Genomic DNA, 17,845 nt, shown 5'->3' on the forward strand with positions numbered 1-17,845 from the left:
TTGAAATTTTATTATCGCAAACATATTTGCGTTGATTTAATAATAATTGTACCAGTTATAGCGTCGAAGGGAGACTTATAAAATGGCAAGTAACGTTAAAATTCCTCGAGCAACTTTAAAACGTTTACCATTATATTATAGATTTGTAAGTAATTTAAAAAGTAAAGGAATCGATCGTGTTAATTCTAAAACGATTAGTGAAGCATTACAAATAGATTCAGCTACGATTCGTAGGGATTTTTCATATTTTGGAGAATTAGGTAAAAAAGGATACGGTTATAATATTGATAGTTTAATTGAATTCTTCAAAAAGGAAATTAACGGAAGTAATGATATTAAAATTGCTATAGTCGGCGTAGGTAATTTAGGTCGAGCGCTATTAACGTATAACTTTTCTATACATGATGAAATGTCTATTACTGAAGCATTTGATGTAGATAAAAATGTTATAGGCGAACAAGTAGGAAAAGTAGTAATTAAAGATAGCAGAACTATTAAGGAAACACTAAAAAGCTTGGATATTGATGTAGTTATTTTAACTACACCTGAACATGTAGCACAAACTGTAGTAGATGAACTTGTTGAATCTGGTGTTAAAGGAATCATGAATTTCACGCCAGCAAGAGTTAACACCCCTAAAGATGTACAAGTGCATCATATTGATTTAGGTATTGAATTACAATCATTGTTATTCTTTATGAGAAATTATGATTAATAAAAATATGATTTAGGAGGCTGTGAAATGACTAATAAACCAATATTAGAAGTGGGATGTACTTATAAAGCACATCTACCTTCATTAATATACATACCTGGTAAGTTAGTTTTGTCAAAGCAAACGATAGTATTTAAATCATATTATACAAATCATAATCCACTCAATTTAGAAATTAATGTAAAGCAAATGATTCGTTATGAAGTCAGAAAAGGCTTATTAGGTTATAAATTACTTATATATTATAGAAATGAATGGTTTAAATTTAGTCATTTGAAAGCTAATGAATTAAAAGAGCTTGTTCAACAAATAGATGATCTGCAATCATAATAGCTAGTTCACATCTTATCAATAGATAGGGTGTGTTTTTTTATGAGCTTTGAACAAAAAGAATTAATTTAATAATGAAATATTAAATTATAATCTTGAAAAAGAATACTTAATTGGATATAATACCTAGTAAACTTATCGGAAAAGAGTGATAAAATGATTTGGATGATAATTAGTGGTTTAATTGTTGGACTTTTGTTAGGTTTCGTTATGCAAAGAACCCGATTTTGTTTAGCCGGTGGATTTAGAGATATGTATGTACAAAAGAGTAATAAAATGTTTTACGCTTTACTCATTGCAATCTCAGTACAAAGTATTGGTTTACTCATATTAACTAGTTTAGGATTACTTACTGTGCCATCCCATACTTTTCCAGTAATTGGTACAGTAATAGGTTCCTTTGTATTTGGAATTGGAATTGTATTAGCCGGAGGATGTGCTACAGGAACATATTATCGTGCAGGAGAAGGTTTAATTGGTAACTGGATAGCACTTATTTTATATGCATTAACAAGTGCAATTACTAAAACAGGTATTCTTTCACCAGTATTAAATTTCATTAATAAGCCTACAAATGTAAATGCGAGTATGTCCGAAACATTACACATTCCACATTGGATTTTAATTGTAATATTGGCTATCATTACAATTTATTTTGTTACTAAAACGCTTAGAAAACCTAAAGTTGCAGTACCAAAATTAAAACAAAAATATACAGGCTTAAGACATTATCTATTTGAAAAAAGATATCACCCATTTGCAGCTGCAATCGCAGTAGGATTAATCGCTTTATTAGCATGGCCAATGAGTAGTTCAACAGGTAGAAATCATGGCTTAGGTATTACTACACCATCTTCAAATATCGTAAACTTTCTAATAAGTGGTAATACAAAATTCGTAGATTGGGGAGTATTGCTGGTTATTGGTATATTCTTAGGATCTTATATTGCCGCAAAAGGTTCTAAAGAATTTAAATGGCGTTTACCAGATAAAAAAACAATTAGAAATAGTGCCTTAGGTGGTGCGTTTATGGGCTTTGGTGCGTCTGTCGCTGGTGGATGTTCAATTGGTAATGGTCTAGTTGAAACAGCAACAATGAGTTGGCAAGGTTGGATAGCACTTGGCTCTATGATTATAGGTGTTTGGTTTATGAGTTATTTTATTTTTGTTAAACCTATGAAACAATTACAAAAATCTACAACTAAACAGCCTAAAACGACATTACAACAGCATACACAAACAACTTAAGGAGGAAATAACATGGTATATGAATTAGGTACAGTAGGAATGGTGTGTCCTTTCCCATTAATAGAAGCACAAAAGAAAATGACTGAATTAGATTCAGGTGATGAATTGAAAATTGATTTTGATTGTACTCAAGCAACAGAAGCAATTCCAAATTGGGCTGCTGAAAATGGTTACCCTGTAACTAATTATGAACAGCTAGGCGATGCTTCATGGACGATTACAGTTCAAAAAGCTTAATTAAATAGATTTCAAAAGGAACGAGTATCCAATGAAAGATGCTTGTTCCTTTTTTCTATTTTATATTGGAATTTAATTTTATAGGTCATATTTTCTAACATGCTATGAAAGGAAATATGACCGATTTTTGCTATTTCTTTGAAAGTATTAGTAATATATTTTCAAAGGAGTGATCATATGAATTTAAATGATACAATGTTTTTATTTTTATGTACTTTATTAGTTTGGTTAATGACACCGGGATTAAGTTTATTTTACGGTGGTTTAGTACAATCTAAAAATGTATTAAATACAGTAATGCAAAGTATGTCAGCTATTATTATTGTTACTTTTGCATGGGCAATAATAGGGTTCAGCTTAAGTTTTAGTAAAGGCAATGATTGGATTGGTGGTTTAGAATACTTGGGACTAAATCATGTTGGATTCGAAATTTCAAATTCAATTGATGCACATATACCTTTATCATTGTTTATGTTATTTCAAATGATGTTTTGTACCATTTCTGTATCTATATTATCAGGTTCAGTAGCTGAAAAAATGAAATTTATTCCATATCTTATATTTGTATTTATATGGGTGATTTTAGTATATAGTCCAGTAGCTCATTGGGTTTGGGGAAAAGGCTGGATTAGTCAATTAGGTGCTTTAGATTTTGCAGGAGGGACTGTTGTACATATTACCTCAGGCGTATCAGGTTTAGTATTAGGAATAATGATTGGCATTGGAAAGAAACAAGAAAAGCCAACACCTCATAATTTACTCATTACATTAATAGGCGGGATTTTAGTCTGGATTGGTTGGTATGGATTTAATGTGGGTAGTGCTTTTACATATGATAAAATTGCTGCTGTTGCATTTGTTAATACAGTTATAGCAGCAAGCGCAGGTGCATTTGGCTGGTTACTAATTGAATATAAATTGAAAAAAACAACAAGTTTATTAGGATTATTATCTGGAAGTCTATCTGGTTTAGTTACAATAACACCAGCAGCAGGCTATGTTAGCTATTTAAGTAGTATGTTTATTGCGATAATAGGTGGCATTATTTGCTATATTGTAATTAATTATATTAAAGTCAAACTCAAATATAATGATGCATTAGATGCCTTTGGAATTCATGGTATAGGGGGTGTTTTGGGTGCTATTTGTACAAGCATATTTCAATCACATCAAGTGAATGATTCAATACAAAATGGATTTATTTATAGTGGAGACTTTAAAATTTTAGGTATACAAATATTATCCGTAATAACAGTGATTGCCTTTAGTGGCATCATGACGTTTTTAATAGCTAAAATAATCAGAATATTCACACCATTAGCGACGACACCTACTGAAGATCGAACAGGTTTAGATCAATTAGTACATGGAGAAAATGCTTATTTTTATGGAGAATTAAATAAATTTAACAGACATATTAAAAATTAGAAAAGGATTATCTTAATATTAAGTAGAAGTAAAAAACACTTTCTATTTGGTTAGTAAGATATTGATGGGAACTCACTTATCATATTTAAATTAATAGAATAAATAGGTATTTAAAGCGATTACATATGTGATAAAATAGAACTAAGTTTTCCAAAATATGATAGGTGAGTAATTTATATGAAAAATATATCAGATATAGCGAAGTTAGCAGGCGTATCTAAAAGTACTGTTTCAAGATATTTAAATGATGGATCTGTTAGTAAGAAAACACGGTTAAAACTAAGTAAAATCATTAATGAGCACGATTATCAACCAAATCAGTTTGCACAAAGTTTGAGAGCGACACAGACACATTTAATTGGAGCTATTATTCCAAGAATGAATTCATATGCTGTAGATGAAACCATTAAAGGTATCGTTTCGCAATGTCATCAACACCATTATCAATTATTATTGAACTATACTGGGTTACAGATTGAAGCGGAAATAGATGCTATAGAAACATTATCACGCAGTAAAGTAGATGCAATCATATTAATGGCAACTGATATTACGGAGAGTCATTTAGAAGTTATTGATAAAGCTGATGTACCTATCATTATAGTGGGACAAAATTATCCAGGCTTACATAGTATTACTCATGACGATTATCAAGCTGGTTTATCTGTAGGAAATTGGATTGGCCAAAGACAACCTGATCATGTCCACTTCTTTAGTGTCACTGAAAATGATATCGCTGTAGGTGTTCAACGTAAAAATGGGTTGTTAGATGGATTGGCAAAGTATCAAATCAAACCAAGTATTTTTGAAACGTCATTCAAATATGAAAATGCTTTAGTAGATGTACAACAATACTTATCTCAAATAGATAAAGTTGACGTACTTGTTGGTGCTACAGATGCGATTGCATTAGCAATTCATAAATATAGCTTTAATTCTGAAAGAAATTGTAAACCTACTATCATTCATGGATTTGGTGGGGACCCGATGACACAAATTGTTTCACCTTCAATTCGTACGATTCAATTTAATTATTTTGAAGCTGGTAAACGTGCAATGACTGAAGTAAGACAATTAATAAAAAATGAAAAAACTGAAGAATCAGTGGTTATTCCAGTGAAATTATAAATTTTATTTAATTCATATGGAACCGATACCAGTAAAAATGATAAAATATTAATGTCATTTAAAGTAAACGATATCGAATAAAACTAACAATTAATATTAATATATTTAGGGGGATATGAATGAAGGAATGGACTAGAGAAGAGCGTTATCAACGTATGGAAGATATTGATAGCGACAAGTTATTGGAATTAAAACAACAAACACAATTATCTCCATATAGACAAACTTATCATATTCAACCAGAGATGGGATTATTAAATGATCCAAATGGTTTAATATATTTTAATGGAAAATATTATATTTCTCACCAATGGTTTCCGCTAGGTGCAGTTCACGGATTGAAGTATTGGTATAATTATACGAGTGAAGACTTAGTACACTTTCAGCCTGAAGGTGTCATATTAAGCCCAGATACAAAATATGATAGCCATGGTGTATATAGTGGTAGTGCCTTTGAATACCAAGGACATCTTTATTATATGTATACAGGTAATCATCGTGATCATGATTGGCAAAGACAAGCAACACAAATGATAGCTAGACTTAAAGATGACGGAACTGTAGAAAAGTTTCCTAAACCAGTCATTAGCCACCAACCTGAAGGATATACAAGTCATTTTAGAGATCCTAAAGTATTTAGTCATAATGATAAATATTACGCAATTATAGGCGCACAGACAAATGACGAATTTGGTAAATTATTACTATATCAAACTACAGACATAGTGAATTGGCACTATCTCGGCGAAATCAAAACAAAATTAAATCAATTTGGATATATGTGGGAATGCCCAGATTATTTCGAGTTAGATGGACATGATGTCATAATGTTTTGTCCACAAGGCATTGAAAGTGAAGAAGATAAATATCAAAATATTTATCAATCAGGTTATTTAATTGGAGATTTAAACTTTGAAACACTTAACTTTGATCACGAAGCATTTTTAGAATTAGATAAGGGCTTTGATTTTTATGCACCACAAACATTTTTAGATGAAAATGGACAACGTATTTTAATTGGTTGGATGGGATTACCAGATACTACATACCCAACAGACGAAGAAGGTTGGGCACACTGTCTAACACTTCCTAGAGTATTAAATATTGAAAATGGTAAATTAAAACAACGTCCTATTAAAAACTTAGAAAAGTTACGTTACAACAAAGAAACAGCTTTAGGATATGCCAATAAATTCACAACCAAATTACATCCATATGAAGGTAAGCAGTATGAATTGATTATAGATATTTTAGAAAATGATGCTTCAGAAATTTATTTCGAATTAAGAACATCTAAAAATCAATCAACTGTGATTTCATATAATAAGCAAATGAATACTTTAACGCTTGATCGTACCGAAAGTGGTTTGTTACCTGGTAATGTTGAGGGTACGACTCGTAGTACGAAGCTAGATTCATCACTATCACAATTACGTATTTACGTTGATACCTCAAGTATTGAGATTTTCTGTAATGATGGTGAACGTGTATTAACTTCAAGAATATTCCCAGATAATAACGCAACAGGCATTAAAACATCTACAGAATCAGGACAAGTATATTTACAATTTACTAAATATGATTTGAAAGGTGACAATCAATGAGACGTTTATTCGCAATAGGAGAAGCATTAATTGATTTTATGCCAACTGTGACAAATAAAGCATTAAAGGATGTTGAACAATTTTCACGTCAAGTTGGAGGGGCACCATGTAATGTTGCATGTACTGTACAAAAGCTTGGTGGACATGCAGAAATGATAACTCAATTAGGCAATGATGCGTTCGGTGATATTATCCTTGAAACAATTGATGACATTGGTATAGGTACTCAATATATTGAGAGAACAAATGAGGCTAATACAGCACTTGCATTTGTAAGTTTAAAAGAAGATGGTCAAAGAGATTTCTCATTTTACCGTAAGCCATCTGCAGATATGTTATATGATGCAGATAATATCGATAAAATACAAATTACTAAAGAAGACGTACTACATTTTTGCTCAGTAGATTTAGTGGAAAGCCCAATGAAAAAAGCACATTTAGCATTAGTTGAAAAATTTGAACAGGAACAAGGTACAATTATTTTTGATCCTAATGTAAGGCTTCCATTGTGGGATAATGAAGATGATTGCCGAAATGCAATTTTAGAGTTTATACCGAAAGCACATATTATTAAAGTTTCAGACGAAGAAATTGAATTTATAACTGGCAAACAAAATGAGTCAGAAGCAATTAACTCGTTGTTTAAAGGAAATGTTGAAGCAGTTATTTATACGAAAGGGCCAAATGGTGCATCTATTTATTTAAAAGATGGAACTGAAAAACATCAAAAAGGCGTGAATGTTAAAGCGATTGATACGACTGGAGCAGGTGATGCATTTATTGGAGCAGTCATTAGTAAAATTTTAGAACAACAAGCAATTGATATTCCAAAATTGTTCAAAAATTACGGTGACGAAATTTTAAAATTTAGTAATAATGTCGCTGCACAAGTAACAACGAAATATGGTGCTATTGAAAGTATTCCAACATTAGCTGATTTAGAAAATCAATTATAAAATATATACAAAAAACCATCCGTATAGAGATTACGGATGGTTTTATCATTTAATAAAATAGAAAAGATGTACTAGATTTTTTTAACATTTCGAACAGATGCATAACAATGTTCTTTGTTTTTGAAATAGACAATACGTTCTTTTGAATCAATTGATTCTATGTTTCTTCGATTAACTACAAAACTATTGTGGCATCTAAAGAAGCGGTCATCTAATTGACTTAATTCTTTAAGATTACCATAAAATTCGATTTGTCTATTATCTAAATGGGCGATTAAACGATGTGATTTACTAGATGATTCGAAAAACATAATATCGTCATATTGTACATACACTGAATTACTTCCACGTTTTAATTCGATTGTTTCAACATTACTTTCTTTTGATAATAACTTAAGTCTTGTGTGAGCGGTTTCTAAACAATCAATAATTCGTGTTTTCAGTTCTGCTGGGTCATCTTTAAATATGAAATCCATCGCCGCCACTTTGTATACAAAGGTGAGGTATGTTAGTTCGCTATGACTTGTAACAAATATAATATTGCCAACAGGGTCATGTTTGCGAATTTCACTACCTAATTTAATACCATTAATATCTGCTTCGAGTTGGATATCTAAGAAATAACAACCGATATCATTCATTTCTTTTGATTGCTCAAGCACTTCATAAGGATCATCAGTTGCGAGAGCAAGCTCCATAGGTTTTTCCTCAATCATAATATAATTTTTAATAATTGAACTCATATTCTCCCTTTGTTTTGGATCATCTTCGCAAATGAAAATTTTCATAGTTTCACATCCTTATGATTCTTTCTCTATAATTTCAATTTTTTGAACAAAAAAGCCATTTTCTATGACTGTATCTAGCAGTACATTTTCATTATTATCAGTAATTTCTTTTAAGGTTGATAAACCTAGTCCACGGTTTTTTCCTTTTGTTGAGAAACCTTCTTCAAATAACTCATGTACGCGTGGAATATCATCATCACATTTATTCATAATAATAAGTGTGACAGATTCTTCTTCTTTGAAAAAGGCGATACGTATTAATGAATCATCAAGCGGCTCAGAGGCCTCAATGGCGTTGTCTAAAGTGATGCCAATAATTCGACTTAATTCTATTGTGTTCATATCAATACGTTCTATATTATCTGGAACCTCGATACTAATCGCTATTTCTTTTTCTTGAGCCTGTAGAATTTTTGTTGTAATAAGACCTTTAATTTCACGAACTTTTAATTTTTCTATACCATTAAGTTTTAATGAACGTGTTTGTAGGTTATCTTTCATCGGTACAATTTGTTCATTAAAATATTGACGCAAGCCTGGCATATCATCCTCACGAATAAATTCAGACATCGTAGAAAGAATATTGACATAATCATGTCTAAACTTACGCATTTCATTATTAATGGATTCTATCTTTAAAGTATATTCATAATACGTTTCAATTTCTTGAAGGTTACGTTTGTAACGCATTTCTCGTAGAGTGAACATGGATAGAATGAAAATAATAATACTTAAAAAGATGATTAATCCAACGAATACAATTGCATATAATCTTAAACTATTAGGTGCACTCATGTCAGTTTGTGAAATTATGTAAAAGAACACAAAAGAAAATGATAATACAACAGAAATAATAGTAATATATGTTTTATTTAACGAAAGATAAGATTCTTTAAGTTTTTTTAGCAAAGTTCTAATAAAATAAGCTAATAACAAAGCGATAGAATAAAATAAAATGAAATGAAATATAACTAATATTTGACTTTTGGGAAAAATATTAACCATTGTTAGATAAAAACTTACAGCCAAGAAATTACTTAGATACATAATCAAATTACTTATTAAGGTAATTATTAATGAAAATAATTTGATTTTATAATAATAGAAAACAAACATTGCAATTACTATAAATATAAGACCAAATTTGTTGAAATAATAGTACATAATAACTGAAGGGATTATAACCCCAATAATGGTTATATAATCCCTTAATTTAAATTTTATATTAATAATAATTTTAGCAACCCAAAAAAGTAATGCTACTTGTAATGCAGCTGTTGGTAGAAAATTTAGAGCATCCATACAATGCACACTTTCTAATATATTTTATTCATATAATTTTGTTAGTTCATCTGGTACTTCTGGTTCATCAAAATAACCAGCACAAGGATTCGCTCCAGCAACTAACCCAACAAATTCCATTATTGATGTGAAAAATTTAAAAAATAAATTAACTAAAGTTTCCATAGTAATAATCCTCCTTAGGGAAAAAGATAGGTAGTAATGTAGTTGATTCAACAATTAATCCAAATAAAATTAATTGTGAATATGGTTCTTTAACTATAAACGAAATAATAACTAATATTATATATAAAACAATGGAGAGTATTCGTTTCCTTTTCACTAAGCGTTTAGGTATAGGTTGTTTTTTTGTTGCAGCAGGTGCATAAGTAATTACAATGAAATATCCGATTAATGCTAATATTAACATTGAAAAGTGACCTATCGATAACCTCACAATTAACCATGGCATAATAACAAATATTAATACGTTTTGAATATGGCATAATAATGAAGATTTAGCATGTGACCCGTGAGCGTAAAATCTTAAAATCATATATGCAATATGAGTTACAAGCGTGTACCAAAATACATGGATTATTAAAGCTAATCCATAGGTTACGATAAACTTAGCAATATTACTTACGACAACTTGCATACCTAAACGAACTTTTAGAAATTGTATACGATCCAAGTTATTTCTTTGTTGCAAGTAGTTGGCAAATTGATCAATTTTTGTATCTATTATTTTCACTTGTTCACTACTCTCCTTGAGTATCATTATACAATTTTGTGCAACTCTTTTTGGAGTTTATGCCTAACTGTCAAAAATATATACTTAACTGTATAATGAACTTTCTAAAAAGTATTTTATCATAAAAAGGTTTACAGTTTAGTATAAAATATTACGAGTTAGGAAATTTTTAATTCAATTAATCATAACCATGTTTTAATAGACTTATATCACAGAGATGTGATGGAAATAGAGTTGAAAAAATTGCTTAATCTACTTATTAGAATTATTTACTAAAGTAATTCTAGTTCCATTACTAAAAGGAAGGAGTGATTTCAGTGGCAGGAGATATCATTTCAACAATCGGTGATTTAGTAAAATTAATCATTAACACTGTTAAAAAATTTCAAAAATAATTTTTTAACTTAGTTAAGATGAGTATTTAGGATTTACAATATTCAATAGGAAGGAGTGATTTCAATGACTGCAGATATCATTTCAACAATTGGTGATTTTGTAAAATGGATTTTAGATACAGTAAAAAAATTCGCTAAATAATAGAAATTCATTATAACTTTGTTTTCTTCGTATAAAAGGTAAGTTATTAAGCCTCCCAACTTAGTAACTTATAACATTAGTAGGTGACGAAACATTTACTAATAAAACTGTAGTTTTCCTTGGACTCAGTGTTACGTATTATTCTTAGCTACCTTTAATTAGGTATTTTCTAGCATGTAAGCTATCGTAAACAACATTCAATTTATCATTATAAAATAGATAAATTCACTAAATTTTTCATAATTAATAACATCCCCAAAAAATAGATTGAAAAATAACTGTAAAAACATTCCCTTAATAATAAGTTATCTAAAGCCGTGAGTTTCTCCCAAGCTCACGGCTTATTTTTATACATAAAAACACGCCCAACGAGGTATTGTTAAGCGTGTTTAGCTATTATTTATATAAATTGAGTTTTAAATTATCAAACACTGGAATAGCTTGACGTTGTTCTAATACTTCATTAACGTCGATATCTATAGATAAAGTACTTTCATCACTTCCTAAATCTGCAATAACTTCACCATTTGGGTTTATGACAATAGAATGACCAGCATAATCAGTTTGACCATCATTACCACAACTGTTTGTACCTACTACAAACATATCATTTTCAATTGCACGTGCTTTTAATAATGCTAGCCAGTGATTTAATCTTACAGTTGGCCATTGCGCTACATAAAATGCAATTTGGGCGCCACTTCGTGCAGGATATCTTAGTAATTCAGGAAATCTTAAATCATAGCAAATGATTTGAGTAGCTAAAGTTCCATCTGAAAGTTCAAAAGGTTCAGGCACTTGTTTGCCTGGAGACATAAAGTCAGGTTCACTAAGCATAGGCACTAAATGAACTTTGTTATATCGATTAATACACTTGCCATTTGATAGGACCGAAAAGGCGGTATTATAAATATTTTGACCAATTTGATTTGATACAGAACCAGCAATAATATCAACTTGATAAGTTTGAGAGAGATTAGAGATAAACGGTAAACTGTCATTTAAATCTTTGTCTGCAAGTTCATTTAATTTTTCTAATGCATATCCGTTGTTCCACATTTCTGGAAGGACGACAACATCAGTATCATTTTCTAATTCATTTTCAAACCATTGTTTGATTTTGGTTTTATTTTGCTCTGCTTGACCATACTCGATATATATTTGAAATAACTGAACTTTCATATATATCACTCCTCAATTAAGATTAACTATAAGATACTAAATAAATTGCTATATATCAAAAAAGTGAGATAAATCCATAGCAGAATTTATCTCACTTACATATATTATACAAAATTATCTTTTGATAAGGAAACGAGGTTCAACTGGTTTAATATCTTTTTCGCCAGCTTCTTCACGCACATTACCAAATGGCATTTGAGCAACTAATTTCCAAGTTTTAGGAATATTGAATTCGTTCGCAGTAGCTTCATCAACAATTGGATTATAGTGTTGTAATGAAGCACCGATACCTTTAGTTGCTAATGCTGTCCAAATTGCATATTGGTGCATTGCATTAGTTTGGTTAGACCAAATTTCAAAATTATCATAGAAGTTTGGCATTTTTTCTTGTAAACCAGTAATAACATCTTTATCTTCATAATAAAGAATTGTGCCATATGAATGTTTGAAATTATCAATTTTTTGACGTGTTGGTTCAAAGTCACGATCAGGACCCATTGTTTCTTTTAAAATTTCTTTAGTGTTTTCCCAGAATTTTTCATTTTTATCATTTAATAATAAAACGATACGTGTTGATTGTGAATTAAAAGCTGAAGGTACATGTTTAACAGCATGTGCAATTAATTCTTCTAATTCTGAATCGTCTATTGAAATTGTACTTTCTAAATTATAAATGGTACGACGTTGTTCCATAGCATCATTAAATGATACTTCATCATTTTTTTTACTAAATAAACCCATAATCATTCTCCTTTGTTATAGTTAATAACTATTTATAATTTAAGTATAAATATTATACTCATCAAAGTAAACAAATAATTACTAGAAAATTTCAAAAGTATTAATATTATTTTTCAATAAACATATATCAATGCATTCTTAGGATAATTTATATATACTTGAATAGTAAACAATTAGTAGAAGGAGGTGACTATTAATGCATAATAAACCCAAAAGTAAGATAATGTTGTCAAGTTTTGCATTGATTTTAAGTACTTCATTAATTAGTAATTCAGTCCATGCGGCCGAAAACACTAATACAACACATCAAAATGATACATCCCAACAAAATAACTCTAATAAAGATGATAATACTTCTAGTTCTCAGGATAATAAAACTAATTCAGAGACTAATGAATCATCTTCAAATGAAAATCAAGACACAAATTCTGATAATAACACTAATGAAGGAACAAATGATTCGAATGCATCTAATGAAGGTTCAAACACAAATGATAATTCATCACAACCTTCAGACTCAGACCAACAAAATAATAATCCAGGAAATAATAGCGATTCTGGTAAAGACGATAACCAAAATAGTGACGCTGATAATAATGATGATTCATCAAATTCAAATGGAAAAAATGACTCACAAAATGGTAATGACAACAACGATAGCAGTCAAAGTAATTCCGACAATGGAAATGATAATGGATCTAATCAAAACGACAATTCAGATTCAAACAATAATCAATCAAATGATAAAAATGATAAAAATGATAATGATTCATCAGATAATAATGGTTCAAATACTGGAAAAGATGATCAAGACGATAATAAAAGCTCAAACGATTCAAATAGTGGTAAAGACGACAATCAAGACGATAATAATAGCTCAAATGATTCAAACAGTGGTAAGGATGACAACCAAGACAATAATCAAAATAATGGGTCAAATCAACATGACAAACCGTCTAATGATCACAATGGAGGCACAAATAGTCATCAACCTAGTAAAGATCAAGATAATAATAATCCAAATCATAATGGACAAGGTCAAAATGGTAATCAACCTAACAAACCTAATTCAAATCAGAAACCTACAAACGACAATCATCAACAAAACAACCCAAATGAATCTAACCATTCATCCGGTAAGGTAAATCAAAATCAGTCTAATTCTGATAATAGGGTCCAAAACAAGCCTAAGTACCAAAGACCAAGTAATTCACAAAATTCATCAAATAATCAATATAATGGACGTTATCAAAATAATAACAATTCTATACACTTAATGCCGAAATTTGATGATTCAAACCAATCAAGTGGTCCATTAAAAAAATCTAATTCACAAGGTAATACATCGACATATGATAGTAATAGATTTATGTGGAACAATCCTGAATCAATATTTAATAGTCAAAAAGGATTTGAACATACGTCAAACCAACAGTCATTAATTAGAAGATTTAATTCTTTAGCAAATGGTTCTTATAAATATAATCCTTTTGTTATTAATCAAATTCATCAATTAAATGATTCGGATGGAGCTATATCTGATAGGGATATTTATAATATCTTTAGAAAAGAAACGTTTAGTGGAAATCAATACCTCAATTCTTTACAGCAAAAATCAAATTACTTCAGATTTCAGTATTTTAATCCTTTAGATTCAAAAGCATATTATCAAAACTTAGATGAACAAGTTTTAGCTTTAATTACAGGAGATATTGGCTCAATGCCAGAACTTAAAAAGCCAGAAGATAAAGAAGATAAAAATACAAGCGCTTTTAAAAATCATAGCGACGATAAAGTAAACACATCAAATCAACATAAAGAGAGCTATCAAAAAGATACAAAAATGAATAGAACTATAATTGCACTAAGTAGTAGTATCATAGCTATTTTTATAGGCGTTATCATTGCATTTATATTTAAGCGTAGAAAAGAAGATGAAGAAGTATAATTAAAATAAGTATATTAAATATAGATAGAGCCAATCACTGAAAATAGTGACTGGCTCTATTGTTATATAAATATCTAATTAAAAATCAATTGGATTATAAAACTGGCTTGTTCTTGGACTTTTTTAAGTGATTCTCCACCAAAGACTTGCATAACTACTACCGTTCCATTTTGTAGCATATGAATGATTATTGGAACAGCTATTCTATTAGTATAAGTGTAGGCTAAGGAGAAAATCATGCCCATACCAAAATACATTGGTATAAATTTAAAGTCGTTATGTGCTAATGCAAATAAAAGGGAACTAACAATTGAAGCTATTAAAAAGGCAACAATTCGATTTCCTTTAATCGCGTTATATAATTCACCAAAGAGTACTTTTCTGAATACAAATTCCTCTAAAATTGGACCTACTATTGAAACTAATAAAATAAATATTGGCATTTGTCTTGCGATTGCCATAAGTCTTTCTGTATTTGGACTCGGTTGTTGTTGCCCTGTAATCGCAACATAAATTAAACTAACAACGACCTGATAAAGCATAACGATACAAAAACCAAGTAATGCCCAACTTAAAATATAACGTTTAGGTTCTTTAAAACCAGCTTCAAGTTTAGTAGGATTTTTAATTTTTAAATTGATTAAAATAATTATGATAGCTGCAATAATAAATAATGAAACTTGCGTATATATCATAAATTGAGTTGTTTTCATGCCTTTTTCAAGATGAACTAATCCACTTCCTAAAATGATACCAGGTAAGAATTGAGCTAAGGCATAGATGAATATCGTTAATAAAGATACCCAAAATCTATTCATAATGAACCTCCGATTTTCTGTTTATAGTTTATTTTATCGTAAATAAAGTTAATGTACAAAATTATTTAAGAGTGCTTTGACTTGAAATATTGACCAAATTTGATTATTATTAAAAGTAGTTTAGCACTCTAAAAGTTAAAGTGCTAAAATTTGTGATCACGAGGAGGAACAATCATGCTTAAACCATTAGGAAATCGTGTGATTATTGAAAGAAAAGAACAAGAACAAACAACAAAAAGCGGTATCGTATTAACTGATAGTGCTAAAGAAAAATCAAATGAAGGTATCGTTAAAGCAGTGGGTAAAGGCCGCTTATTAGACGATGGTTCTAGAGTTGCTCCTGAAGTTAAAGAAGGAGATACAATTGTATTTCAACAATATGCAGGAACAGAAGTTAAACGAGGCGATGAAACATACATCGTATTAAATGAAGATGACATATTAGCAATTATTGAAGAATAAATAAAACATATAAATTAAAACATGAAATTACTTATTATACTGGAGGTCAGACATAATGGCTAAAGACTTAAAATTTTCAGAAGATGCACGTCAATCAATGTTACGCGGTGTAGATAAATTAGCGAATGCTGTAAAAGTAACTATTGGTCCAAAAGGGCGTAACGTTGTATTAGATAAAGAATATACAGCACCATTAATTACAAATGATGGTGTAACAATTGCAAAAGAAATAGAATTAGAAGATCCTTATGAAAATATGGGTGCTAAATTAGTACAAGAAGTCGCTAATAAAACTAATGAAATTGCTGGTGATGGTACAACAACAGCAACAGTTTTAGCACAAGCGATGATTCAAGAAGGTCTCAAAAACGTAACAAGTGGCGCTAATCCTGTTGGTTTAAGACAAGGTATCGATAAAGCAGTACAAGTAGCAGTTGCAGCATTACATGATATTTCTCAAAAAGTTGAAAATAAAAATGAAATTGCTCAAGTAGGTGCTATTTCTGCAGCTGACGAAGAAATTGGTAAATACATTTCAGAAGCAATGGAAAAAGTTGGTAATGACGGTGTTATTACTATTGAAGAATCTAGTGGATTTAATACTGAATTAGAAGTCGTTGAAGGTATGCAATTTGATCGAGGATATCAATCACCATATATGGTAACAGATTCAGATAAAATGATTGCTGAATTAGAAAGACCATATATTTTAGTAACTGACAAGAAAATATCATCATTCCAAGATATTTTACCGTTATTAGAACAAGTTGTTCAATCAAATCGTCCAATTTTAATTGTTGCTGATGAAGTAGAAGGTGACGCATTAACTAATATCGTATTAAACCGTATGCGTGGAACATTTACAGCAGTTGCAGTTAAAGCACCTGGTTTTGGTGATCGTCGTAAGGCAATGTTAGAAGATTTAGCTATATTAACAGGTACTCAAGTGATTACTGATGATTTAGGATTAGATTTAAAAGATGCTTCAATTGATATGTTAGGTACTGCAAACAAAGTTGAAGTCACTAAAGATAATACAACTGTAGTTGACGGTGACGGCGATGAAAATAACATCGACGCTCGTGTTAGCCAAATTAAAGCTCAAATTGAAGAAACAGATTCTGACTTTGATAAAGAAAAATTACAAGAACGCCTTGCTAAATTAGCTGGTGGTGTTGCAGTAATCAAAGTAGGTGCTGCTAGTGAAACTGAACTTAAAGAGCGTAAATTACGTATTGAAGATGCATTGAACTCAACTAGAGCAGCAGTAGAAGAAGGAATTGTTGCTGGTGGTGGAACTGCCTTAGTTAATATTTACAAAAAAGTAAGTGAAATTGAAGCAGAAGGAGACGTTGAAACAGGTGTGAATATTGTCTTAAAAGCATTACAAGCACCTGTAAGACAAATTGCTGAAAACGCTGGTTTAGAAGGTTCAATCATTGTTGAACGATTAAAAAATGCAGATCCAGGTGTTGGTTTTAATGCAGCAACTAATGAATGGGTAAATATGCTTGAAGAAGGAATAGTGGATCCTACTAAAGTAACTCGTTCTGCATTACAACATGCAGCAAGTGTAGCAGCAATGTTCTTAACAACTGAAGCGGTTGTTGCATCTATCCCTGACAAAGATCAAAATGATTCAGCTGGAATGGGTGGCGGAATGCCTGGTATGATGTAAAAACGCCAAT

Annotated in this window: 20 protein-coding genes; 13 read left to right on the forward strand and 7 right to left on the reverse strand. The window is 30.4% G+C overall.

Going from position 1 to position 17,845, the window contains the following annotated elements; all coding sequences use genetic code 11:
* Positions 1 to 82 precede the first annotated feature (82 nt).
* The 8 genes from LFT63_RS11390 to LFT63_RS11425 all read left to right on the forward strand — a co-directional run bounded on the left by LFT63_RS11390 (position 83) and on the right by LFT63_RS11425 (position 7,646).
* Complete coding sequence (locus LFT63_RS11390; protein WP_017638106.1) at positions 83 to 715, forward strand: redox-sensing transcriptional repressor Rex; 633 nt, start codon at positions 83 to 85, stop codon at positions 713 to 715.
* Positions 716 to 742: 27 nt separating this feature from the next.
* On the forward strand, positions 743 to 1,045 hold the full coding sequence (locus LFT63_RS11395) for a hypothetical protein (RefSeq protein WP_029056071.1): 303 nt from the start codon (positions 743 to 745) through the stop codon (positions 1,043 to 1,045).
* 156 nt (positions 1,046 to 1,201) lie between these two features.
* Positions 1,202 to 2,293: a YeeE/YedE family protein gene (locus tag LFT63_RS11400; RefSeq protein WP_340769253.1), complete on the forward strand. Its 1,092-nt coding sequence runs from the start codon at positions 1,202 to 1,204 to the stop codon at positions 2,291 to 2,293.
* Between the two features lie 12 nt (positions 2,294 to 2,305).
* Positions 2,306 to 2,530 (forward strand): sulfurtransferase TusA family protein, encoded by a 225-nt coding sequence (locus LFT63_RS11405; protein ID WP_002452012.1) that lies wholly within the window; start codon positions 2,306 to 2,308, stop codon positions 2,528 to 2,530.
* A 177-nt stretch (positions 2,531 to 2,707) separates the two neighbouring features.
* Entirely contained in the window at positions 2,708 to 3,958 is a 1,251-nt protein-coding gene (locus LFT63_RS11410; RefSeq protein WP_340769255.1) for an ammonium transporter, read from the forward strand.
* A gap of 177 nt (positions 3,959 to 4,135) precedes the next feature.
* Positions 4,136 to 5,086, forward strand: a complete 951-nt coding sequence (locus LFT63_RS11415; RefSeq protein ID WP_233075133.1) for a LacI family DNA-binding transcriptional regulator — start codon at positions 4,136 to 4,138, stop codon at positions 5,084 to 5,086.
* Positions 5,087 to 5,205: 119 nt separating this feature from the next.
* Positions 5,206 to 6,690, forward strand: coding sequence for a sucrose-6-phosphate hydrolase (locus LFT63_RS11420; RefSeq protein WP_029056067.1), 1,485 nt, complete (start codon positions 5,206 to 5,208; stop codon positions 6,688 to 6,690).
* On the forward strand, positions 6,687 to 7,646 hold the full coding sequence (locus tag LFT63_RS11425; RefSeq protein ID WP_340769262.1) for a carbohydrate kinase family protein: 960 nt from the start codon (positions 6,687 to 6,689) through the stop codon (positions 7,644 to 7,646). The genes LFT63_RS11420 and LFT63_RS11425 overlap by 4 nt, the downstream gene beginning before the upstream one ends.
* A gap of 71 nt (positions 7,647 to 7,717) precedes the next feature.
* Here LFT63_RS11425 and agrA read toward each other — a convergent pair whose 3' ends face one another.
* Genes agrA through LFT63_RS11445 form a run of 4 tightly spaced genes read right to left on the reverse strand, consistent with a single transcriptional unit; the run spans position 7,718 to position 10,469 of the window.
* Positions 7,718 to 8,434 carry a quorum-sensing response regulator AgrA gene (agrA, locus tag LFT63_RS11430; RefSeq protein ID WP_029056065.1) on the reverse strand — a complete coding sequence of 239 codons (717 nt, stop codon included), beginning with the start codon at positions 8,432 to 8,434 and terminating at the stop codon, positions 7,718 to 7,720.
* A gap of 12 nt (positions 8,435 to 8,446) precedes the next feature.
* The gene (gene agrC, locus LFT63_RS11435) at positions 8,447 to 9,736 is read right to left on the reverse strand and encodes a quorum-sensing sensor histidine kinase AgrC (RefSeq protein ID WP_029056064.1); all 1,290 of its coding nucleotides are present in this window, start codon (positions 9,734 to 9,736) and stop codon (positions 8,447 to 8,449) included.
* A 24-nt stretch (positions 9,737 to 9,760) separates the two neighbouring features.
* Positions 9,761 to 9,901: a cyclic lactone autoinducer peptide AgrD gene (gene agrD / locus LFT63_RS11440; protein ID WP_029056063.1), complete on the reverse strand. Its 141-nt coding sequence runs from the start codon at positions 9,899 to 9,901 to the stop codon at positions 9,761 to 9,763.
* On the reverse strand, positions 9,885 to 10,469 hold the full coding sequence (locus LFT63_RS11445) for an accessory gene regulator AgrB (RefSeq protein WP_154876239.1): 585 nt from the start codon (positions 10,467 to 10,469) through the stop codon (positions 9,885 to 9,887). Before LFT63_RS11445 ends, agrD begins: the two co-directional genes overlap by 17 nt.
* A 317-nt stretch (positions 10,470 to 10,786) precedes the next feature.
* On the opposite strand from LFT63_RS11445, the gene LFT63_RS11450 reads away from it, so the two are divergent.
* Both LFT63_RS11450 and LFT63_RS11455 read left to right on the forward strand, forming a co-directional pair.
* The gene (locus LFT63_RS11450) at positions 10,787 to 10,864 is read left to right on the forward strand and encodes a delta-lysin family phenol-soluble modulin (protein ID WP_123186446.1); all 78 of its coding nucleotides are present in this window, start codon (positions 10,787 to 10,789) and stop codon (positions 10,862 to 10,864) included.
* A 64-nt stretch (positions 10,865 to 10,928) separates the two neighbouring features.
* Positions 10,929 to 11,006: a delta-lysin family phenol-soluble modulin gene (locus tag LFT63_RS11455; RefSeq protein WP_072291871.1), complete on the forward strand. Its 78-nt coding sequence runs from the start codon at positions 10,929 to 10,931 to the stop codon at positions 11,004 to 11,006.
* 396 nt (positions 11,007 to 11,402) lie between these two features.
* On the opposite strand, the gene LFT63_RS11460 is transcribed toward LFT63_RS11455, so the two are convergent.
* Positions 11,403 to 12,188 (reverse strand): carbon-nitrogen family hydrolase, encoded by a 786-nt coding sequence (locus LFT63_RS11460; protein WP_340769268.1) that lies wholly within the window; start codon positions 12,186 to 12,188, stop codon positions 11,403 to 11,405.
* Between the two features lie 114 nt (positions 12,189 to 12,302).
* Positions 12,303 to 12,929, reverse strand: coding sequence for a nitroreductase family protein (locus tag LFT63_RS11465; protein ID WP_017638094.1), 627 nt, complete (start codon positions 12,927 to 12,929; stop codon positions 12,303 to 12,305).
* A gap of 196 nt (positions 12,930 to 13,125) precedes the next feature.
* Here LFT63_RS11465 and LFT63_RS11470 point away from each other — a divergent pair, with 196 nt between their 5' ends.
* Entirely contained in the window at positions 13,126 to 14,877 is a 1,752-nt protein-coding gene (locus LFT63_RS11470) for an SdrH family protein (RefSeq protein ID WP_340769270.1), read from the forward strand.
* Between the two features lie 74 nt (positions 14,878 to 14,951).
* Here the strand turns inward: LFT63_RS11470 and mroQ are convergent, their stop codons facing one another.
* Positions 14,952 to 15,695 carry an intramembrane glutamic endopeptidase MroQ gene (gene mroQ, locus LFT63_RS11475; protein WP_017638092.1) on the reverse strand — a complete coding sequence of 248 codons (744 nt, stop codon included), beginning with the start codon at positions 15,693 to 15,695 and terminating at the stop codon, positions 14,952 to 14,954.
* 174 nt (positions 15,696 to 15,869) lie between these two features.
* Between mroQ and groES the strand changes: the two genes are divergently transcribed.
* Entirely contained in the window at positions 15,870 to 16,157 is a 288-nt protein-coding gene (gene groES / locus LFT63_RS11480) for a co-chaperone GroES (protein WP_046467588.1), read from the forward strand.
* A 55-nt stretch (positions 16,158 to 16,212) separates the two neighbouring features.
* On the forward strand, positions 16,213 to 17,835 hold the full coding sequence (gene groL, locus LFT63_RS11485) for a chaperonin GroEL (protein WP_340769271.1): 1,623 nt from the start codon (positions 16,213 to 16,215) through the stop codon (positions 17,833 to 17,835).
* Positions 17,836 to 17,845: the final 10 nt, after the last annotated feature.

Origin of the sequence: Staphylococcus sp. FSL H8-0121, from assembly GCF_038008425.1 — a bacterium.
Classification (GTDB): domain Bacteria; phylum Bacillota; class Bacilli; order Staphylococcales; family Staphylococcaceae; genus Staphylococcus; species Staphylococcus pasteuri.

Excerpts from the sequence above, each read along its gene's own strand:
- LFT63_RS11395 (WP_029056071.1), top strand. The coding sequence starts at position 743 with ATGACTAATAAACCAATATTAGAAGTGGGATGTACTTATAAAGCACAT.
- LFT63_RS11405 (WP_002452012.1), top strand. The coding sequence starts at position 2,306 with ATGGTATATGAATTAGGTACAGTAGGAATGGTGTGTCCTTTCCCATTA.
- LFT63_RS11410 (WP_340769255.1), top strand. The coding sequence starts at position 2,708 with ATGAATTTAAATGATACAATGTTTTTATTTTTATGTACTTTATTAGTT.
- LFT63_RS11425 (WP_340769262.1), top strand. The coding sequence starts at position 6,687 with ATGAGACGTTTATTCGCAATAGGAGAAGCATTAATTGATTTTATGCCA.
- LFT63_RS11465 (WP_017638094.1), bottom strand. The coding sequence starts at position 12,929 with ATGGGTTTATTTAGTAAAAAAAATGATGAAGTATCATTTAATGATGCT.
- agrD (WP_029056063.1), bottom strand. The coding sequence starts at position 9,901 with ATGGAAACTTTAGTTAATTTATTTTTTAAATTTTTCACATCAATAATG.
- LFT63_RS11415 (WP_233075133.1), top strand. The coding sequence starts at position 4,136 with ATGAAAAATATATCAGATATAGCGAAGTTAGCAGGCGTATCTAAAAGT.
- LFT63_RS11470 (WP_340769270.1), top strand. The coding sequence starts at position 13,126 with ATGCATAATAAACCCAAAAGTAAGATAATGTTGTCAAGTTTTGCATTG.
- LFT63_RS11390 (WP_017638106.1), top strand. The coding sequence starts at position 83 with ATGGCAAGTAACGTTAAAATTCCTCGAGCAACTTTAAAACGTTTACCA.
- agrA (WP_029056065.1), bottom strand. The coding sequence starts at position 8,434 with ATGAAAATTTTCATTTGCGAAGATGATCCAAAACAAAGGGAGAATATG.
- groES (WP_046467588.1), top strand. The coding sequence starts at position 15,870 with ATGCTTAAACCATTAGGAAATCGTGTGATTATTGAAAGAAAAGAACAA.
- LFT63_RS11400 (WP_340769253.1), top strand. The coding sequence starts at position 1,202 with ATGATTTGGATGATAATTAGTGGTTTAATTGTTGGACTTTTGTTAGGT.
- LFT63_RS11460 (WP_340769268.1), bottom strand. The coding sequence starts at position 12,188 with ATGAAAGTTCAGTTATTTCAAATATATATCGAGTATGGTCAAGCAGAG.
- agrC (WP_029056064.1), bottom strand. The coding sequence starts at position 9,736 with ATGGATGCTCTAAATTTTCTACCAACAGCTGCATTACAAGTAGCATTA.
- groL (WP_340769271.1), top strand. The coding sequence starts at position 16,213 with ATGGCTAAAGACTTAAAATTTTCAGAAGATGCACGTCAATCAATGTTA.
- LFT63_RS11455 (WP_072291871.1), top strand. The coding sequence starts at position 10,929 with ATGACTGCAGATATCATTTCAACAATTGGTGATTTTGTAAAATGGATT.
- LFT63_RS11420 (WP_029056067.1), top strand. The coding sequence starts at position 5,206 with ATGAAGGAATGGACTAGAGAAGAGCGTTATCAACGTATGGAAGATATT.
- mroQ (WP_017638092.1), bottom strand. The coding sequence starts at position 15,695 with ATGAATAGATTTTGGGTATCTTTATTAACGATATTCATCTATGCCTTA.